Origin of the sequence: Kitasatospora sp. NPDC059827, from assembly GCF_042731675.1 — a bacterium.
Lineage (GTDB): Bacteria > Actinomycetota > Actinomycetes > Streptomycetales > Streptomycetaceae > Kitasatospora.
In genome coordinates, this window is sequence record NZ_JBHWIV010000164.1 from 1 (window position 1) to 5,765 (window position 5,765).

Genomic DNA, 5,765 nt, shown 5'->3' on the forward strand with positions numbered 1-5,765 from the left:
TGGGGGCGGGGGGGGGGGTTCACCTCCTTCGTGAACCGCCCACCCGGCCACAGCCCTTTCCCCTTCCCTGCCCCGCCCTTTACCCAAGCCCGACCCGGGTGTGCGGCATGATCTGTACGGATCAACCGCCGACCGAGGAGCCACCGATGCACCGCTCCGCGCGCACCGCCGCCCTGGCCGCACTCGCCCTGCTCACCGCCGCCGGCTGCGCGGCCACCCCCGCAGGGGCCCGTACCCAGCCGCCCACCGGCTCCGCCACCGCCGCCGCCCCCAGCGGCTCGGCCGCCTGGACCGGCGGCTTCCGCGGCTACGGCACCGCCCAGTGGCAGCGCTCCTGGGGCGTCGCGGGCCAAGGCGCCTGGGGCGCGGCCGACTTCACCGCCGTCGAGGGCCGGACCGCCCCCGACGGCGGCCCCGCGCTCCAGGTGACGTACGGCGCCGGCTCCTCCGCCAACTCCTGCACCGACTGCCCCAACCCGGGCGGCGGCCAGTTCTACACCGACCTGAACGCGCTCGGCCTGTCCGCCCTCGCCCAGGGGCCCACCCTGGACCTCAAGTACTCCCTCCGCTTCCCCACCGGCCGCGACTGGGGCAAGGCCGGCAAGCTGCCGGGCCTGTACGGCGGGAAGATCGGCCAGGAGTCCGGCGGCAACCACGGCGCGGGCTGGTCCACCCGCTACATGTGGCGGGGCGCCAACGGCAGCCCCGACAACGGCGAGGTCTACCTCTACACCCCGACCGACTCCGGCCCGACCGGCTACGGTGTGGACGAGGGCCTGGGCGACTGGCACTTCCAGGCCGACGACCGCTGGCACACCGTCGAGCAGTCGGTGAACCGGAACACCGGCGAGGTCACCGTCTGGTACGACGGCCGCCAGGTGTACTCCGCCAGGGTCGCCTCCGGCATCGCCTCGATCCCCTTCGGCGGGGTGCTGTTCTCGACCTTCTACGGCGGCCACGACACCAGTTGGGGCCCGGCCAGTACCCAGCGGGCCCAGTTCGCCGGTTTCTCGCTCTCGGCCGGCGTCCAGCACTGACGAGCGGGGGCCTCACCGGCCTCGTCAAGGGGGTTTCCGGACTCCGGGATCCCAGCTGGAAATGGTCGGTGAAGGGCGTCCAAACATGTAGCGGTCATGCCATACTGCGTCGGTGACCTCAGCCAGCCCAGCGACACCCCCGCACCGCTCCAGGCCCCAACTGGGCCGGAAATTCACCATGCTGTGGTCGGCCTCGTCGATCTCGGCGGTCGGCGACGGCATGCGGGACTCGTCGCTTCCGCTGCTCGCCCTGGCGATCTCGGACTCCCCGTCGGCGGTGTCCGTGGTCGCGGTGGCCGGATCCCTCCCCTGGCTGCTGATGGCCCTGTTCGGCGGCGTCATCGCCGACCGCTTCGACCGCCGCCGGCTGATGTGGACGATCGACCTCGGCCGCGCCGCCATCCTGCTGGGGTTCGCCGCCTGGGTCTTCTCCACCACCCCGCCGCTCGCCCTGCTCGCCGCCCTGGCCTTCGTCCTCGGCTGCGGGGAGACGGTGTTCGTGAACGCCGCCACCTCGACCATCCCGGACGTGGTCCGCTCCGAGCAGCTGGACGTCGCCAACGGCCGTCTCCAGGGCGGCCTGCTGGTCGGCCGGATGATCGGTCCGCTGGTCGGCACCAGCCTGTTCGCGATCGCGGCCGGCTACCCGTTCACCGTCGACGGCGTCTCCTTCGCCCTGGCCGCCGCCCTGGTCGCCGCGACCGGCCGCTCGGGCTCCCCCCGGGCACGGTCCGAGCGCCGGGTCATGGCCGAGGTCCGCGAGGGCGTCCGCTGGCTGTACGGGCACAAGCAACTGCGCCTGGTCGCCTCGCTCTCCGCCGTGGCCGCGGGCGCCTCCTCCCTCGGCATCACCATGATGGCGCTGCTGGTCACCCGCACCCTGCACGAGCCCACCTGGGCGTTCGGCGCCGTCCTCGCCACCGGCGTGGCCGGCGGCACCGCCGCCAGCATGCTGGCCGGCCGGATCGGCGAGCGGCTGGGCCGACGGGCCCGGATCACCCTCGCCTTCGTACTGATGGGCTCCTCGCTGCTGCTGATGGGCCTGAGCCCCTCGGTGTTCGCGGTGGCCCCGCTGTTCGCGCTCGGCAACTTCGGCGTGGTCACCTGGAACGTCCAGGCGATCTCGCTGCGCCAGCAGACCGTGCCCAAGGAGCTGCTCGGCCGGGTCAACAGCTGCTACCTGATGCTCTCCCGGATCGGGATGCTGATCGGCGCCGGCCTCAGCGGCTGGATCGGCTCCACCGTCGGCATCCGCACCCCGATCGTCATCGCCGGTGCGCTGATCCTCGCCGCGCTGTTCGCGATCCCGCGGATGGGCGACCTCGAACCGGCCCCGGCGCCCGTCGCCGAGGAGCAGCCGGTCGAGCAGCGGGCGGGCTGACCCGTCTCGACCGGCTGACCGGCTGACCTCGGGCTCGACGACGGGCTCGACGACGGTCTCGACCGCGGGATCGACGGCGGCTCCCTCCCTCGGGGGAGCCGGTTCCTCCTCCCGGTCGAGGCCCACCCCCCGGTCCGGCTGCGAGCGTTGGGGCACCGCCCCCGCCGCACCGGAGAGCCCCCATGACCGCCCTCGCCCAACTCCCGCCCGCCACCGGCCGCCTGCGCACTGCCACCGGCCGCCTGCGCACCGCCTGGGCCGCCGCCCACACCCCCGTCCCCGGCGTTCCGCGCTGGGCCGGGCTCGCCGCCCGGGCGGTGCCGCTCACCGTCCTGCCGTCCAGCGCCTGGCGGATCGCCACCTGCACCTTCCACGCCCCGCTGGACGGCGGCGCGGTGCAGGACTCCGGCAGCCTCCCGTGGTGGCTGCCGCTGGAGCTGTACGTCGTCCTGCTGTCGGCCGTCTCCGAGCTGCTCGCCTTCACCGCGCTCGGCCTGGTCGCCCGCTGGGGCGAGGTGGTCCCGCGCCGGCTCCCGCTGCTGGGCGGCCGCCGTCTCCCGGTCGCGGCGGCCGTCGTCCCGGCCGCGTTGGGCGCCGCCGCGCTCACCGTCGGCACGCTGCTGTTGACCGTGCTGGTCTCGACCGGCCGCGACCTCCGGGGCCGGCCGCTGCCCGACGGCCTCCCGATGCTGTCCGGCGACTGGCACACCGTCGTCCTGGTCGCCTGCTACGCCCCACTGCTGCTGTGGGGCCCACTGCTGGCCGCCGTCACCTGGGCCTACCTCCGCCGCCGACGCGGTCCGTCGTCATGAACGCACCTGCGCACACGGTCTAGGATTCAGGAATGAGCTCCGGCGCCGATATGGCAGATGCACACCGCTCGCAGCAGCGGGCCGAGGCGCGGCTGGACGTCGCCGTCTCCGTCCTCTCCCTGCTGGCCGACCGCACCCGGCTGGCGCTGCTGGAGCGGCTCGGCCGGGGCGAGGCGGACGTGACCACGCTGACCGAGGCGACCGGAGCCGCCCGGCCCTCGGTCAGCCAGCACCTGGCCAAGCTGCGGCTGGCCGGGCTGGTCGCCACCCGCAAGGACGGCCGTCGGGTGGTCTACTCGCTGCGCCACGGGCACCTGCGCCGGCTGGTGGACGAGGCGCTGAACGTCGCCGACCACCAGATCGGGCACCTCCCGCCGCACGACTGAGCCCCGGCCGGTCCGCGCGGGGTCGTTCCGTCCGTCAAACAGGTGCACACGTATGCACGCATTGCCTATGATGGGCGCACCACCACCCCCACCTCCGCCCCGGGACGGGCCCATGCTGACCGTGCTGCGCAACCGCACCTACCGCCACCTGTTCACCGCCCAGGTCGTCGCCCTGGTCGGCACCGGCCTGGCCACCGTGGCGCTCTCGCTGCTCGCGTACTCGATCGCCGGGAGCGACGCCTCGGCCGTCCTCGGCACCGCACTGGCGATCAAGATGGTCGCGTACGTGACGGTCGCCCCGGTCGCCGGAGCCCTCGCCGGGCTGGTCCCCCGGCGCACCCTGATGGTCGCCATGGACCTCACCCGGGCCGCCGTCGCCCTCACCCTGCCGTTCGTCGACCGGGTGTGGCAGGTCTACGTCCTGATCTTCCTGCTCCAGGCCGCCTCCGCCGCCTTCACCCCGACCTTCCAGGCCACCATCCCCGAGGTACTGCCCGCCGAACGCGACTACACCCGGGCACTGTCGATGTCCCGGCTCGCCTACGACCTCGAATCGCTGTTCAGCCCGGCACTCGCCGCCCTGCTGCTCTCCGTGGTCCCGTACCACTGGCTGTTCGCCGGGACGACCGCGGGCTTCCTCGCCTCCGCCGCCCTGGTCGTCTCCGTCGTGCTGCCCAGGCCCCGGCCGGTCGAACGCACCGACGGGATCTACCGCAGGGCCGCGTTCGGCACCCGACTGTTCCGGGCCACCCCACGGCTGCGGGCACTGCTCGCCCTGGACCTCGCGGTGGCGGCCGCCGGCGCCATCGTCTTCGTCGACACCGTCAACGTGGTCCGCGACCACTTCCACCGCCCGGTCGGCGCCGTCTCGCTGGCCCTCGGCGCGTACGGCGTCGGCTCGATGCTCGCCGCCCTGCTGCTGCCGCGGCTGCTCACCCGGGTCAGCGACCGGTCCGTCATGCTGCCCGCCGCCTTCGCGCTGCCCGGCGTCCTCGCCGCCGTCACCGCGATCACCGCCGCCCCGGCCGGCACCGGCAGCTGGCTCGCCCTGCTCGCCGCCTGGGCCCTGATCGGCGCCGCCGGCTCGGCCGTCCTGACACCCGGCGGCCGGGTGGTCCGCCGCTCCGCCGCCGACCCCGACCTGCCGGCCGCGTTCGCCGCCCAGTTCTCGCTGTCGCACGGCTGCTGGCTGCTCACCTACCCGCTGGCCGGCTGGCTCGCCGCCGGTGCCGGACTCCCCGCCACCGCGGTCGTCCTGGGCGCGGTCGCACTCGCCGCCGCCCTGGCCGCCACCGCCCTGTGGCCCGCCCGGGACCCGGACGCCCTCAGCCACCGCCACACCGAGCTGCCGCTCGGCCACCCCCACCTCGCGGACGCCCGCCCCACCCCCGACGGCAGCTGGCAGCACGGCCACCACTACGTGATCGACCAGCACCACCCCACCTGGCCCCACCCGCCCCGCGCCGCACTGCACTGAGCGGTGGGGCCGACGGACGGCCGGCCCCGGTCCCACCGGGGCCCCGGCTAGCCCCTGGTCACCGGGATGCTGTGCGCGGCCATTGCCGCCGCCAGCCGGTCCGGCTCGTCCGGGGTGATCACCGGCTTGACCCGGGCACCGAGGTCGACGACGAAGGCCACGCTCTTGTCGATCCGCCCCAGGTCCAGGTTGAAGTAGTGCACGAAGTCCCCGGAACCCCAGATCCGCCACCGCCCGCCGACCCGGGTCAGCGGCACCTGCCGCAGCCCGCGGATCCGCCCGTACGGGATCCGCTTGGCGGACGCCAACGGGAAGTAGTACCGGCGAATCACGAGCTCACGCGCGGTGCACGTCACCAGACCGTCGTTGTACATGCGGGCCAGGCTAACCCCGGCCCCCCGCGCAATCCCTCCCATCGGAGGCCGGTCCGGGCAGGTCCGCCCGGACGTCGCATTGGGGGGACTACCTGGTGATACGCCTACTGCTCCCCGCGGACGTGCACCTGGTCCGGGCCGCCCCCTCCCCGGAAATGCGGACCCGGAAATGCGAAAAGGCCCACCCGGTCACCCGGGTGGGCCTTTTCTGAATGATTGTTCGGCGGCGTCCTACTCTCCCACAGGGTCCCCCCTGCAGTACCATCGGCGCTGTGAGGCTTAGCTTCCGGGTTCGGAA

The 5,765-nt window shown here is 74.2% G+C and carries 6 protein-coding genes and 1 rRNA gene; 5 read left to right on the plus strand and 2 right to left on the minus strand.

Annotated features, from left to right (window positions below; all coding sequences use genetic code 11):
* Positions 1-146 precede the first annotated feature (146 nt).
* From ACFV8H_RS41055 to ACFV8H_RS41075, 5 genes are all read left to right on the plus strand, one after another.
* Positions 147-1,037 (plus strand): polysaccharide lyase, encoded by an 891-nt coding sequence (locus ACFV8H_RS41055; RefSeq protein ID WP_380409848.1) that lies wholly within the window; start codon positions 147-149, stop codon positions 1,035-1,037.
* Positions 1,038-1,215: 178 nt separating this feature from the next.
* Complete coding sequence (locus ACFV8H_RS41060; RefSeq protein WP_380409850.1) at positions 1,216-2,418, plus strand: MFS transporter; 1,203 nt, start codon at positions 1,216-1,218, stop codon at positions 2,416-2,418.
* A 182-nt stretch (positions 2,419-2,600) separates the two neighbouring features.
* Positions 2,601-3,230 carry a hypothetical protein gene (locus ACFV8H_RS41065; RefSeq protein WP_380409852.1) on the plus strand — a complete coding sequence of 210 codons (630 nt, stop codon included), beginning with the start codon at positions 2,601-2,603 and terminating at the stop codon, positions 3,228-3,230.
* Between the two features lie 50 nt (positions 3,231-3,280).
* Positions 3,281-3,616: an ArsR/SmtB family transcription factor gene (locus tag ACFV8H_RS41070; RefSeq protein WP_380409854.1), complete on the plus strand. Its 336-nt coding sequence runs from the start codon at positions 3,281-3,283 to the stop codon at positions 3,614-3,616.
* Between the two features lie 112 nt (positions 3,617-3,728).
* Positions 3,729-5,093 carry an MFS transporter gene (locus ACFV8H_RS41075; RefSeq protein WP_380409856.1) on the plus strand — a complete coding sequence of 455 codons (1,365 nt, stop codon included), beginning with the start codon at positions 3,729-3,731 and terminating at the stop codon, positions 5,091-5,093.
* Between the two features lie 47 nt (positions 5,094-5,140).
* Here ACFV8H_RS41075 and ACFV8H_RS41080 read toward each other — a convergent pair whose 3' ends face one another.
* Together ACFV8H_RS41080 and rrf are read right to left on the minus strand one after the other, a co-directional pair.
* The gene (locus ACFV8H_RS41080; RefSeq protein WP_375897148.1) at positions 5,141-5,467 is read right to left on the minus strand and encodes a hypothetical protein; all 327 of its coding nucleotides are present in this window, start codon (positions 5,465-5,467) and stop codon (positions 5,141-5,143) included.
* Positions 5,468-5,685: 218 nt separating this feature from the next.
* Positions 5,686-5,765 (minus strand): 5S ribosomal RNA (gene rrf, locus ACFV8H_RS41085); the annotation flags it as partial.

Coding starts and splice junctions, on each gene's coding strand:
- ACFV8H_RS41070 (WP_380409854.1), top strand. CDS start 3,281: ATGGCAGATGCACACCGCTCGCAGCAGCGGGCCGAGGCGCGGCTGGAC.
- ACFV8H_RS41055 (WP_380409848.1), top strand. CDS start 147: ATGCACCGCTCCGCGCGCACCGCCGCCCTGGCCGCACTCGCCCTGCTC.
- ACFV8H_RS41075 (WP_380409856.1), top strand. CDS start 3,729: ATGCTGACCGTGCTGCGCAACCGCACCTACCGCCACCTGTTCACCGCC.
- ACFV8H_RS41065 (WP_380409852.1), top strand. CDS start 2,601: ATGACCGCCCTCGCCCAACTCCCGCCCGCCACCGGCCGCCTGCGCACT.
- ACFV8H_RS41080 (WP_375897148.1), bottom strand. CDS start 5,467: ATGTACAACGACGGTCTGGTGACGTGCACCGCGCGTGAGCTCGTGATT.
- ACFV8H_RS41060 (WP_380409850.1), top strand. CDS start 1,216: ATGCTGTGGTCGGCCTCGTCGATCTCGGCGGTCGGCGACGGCATGCGG.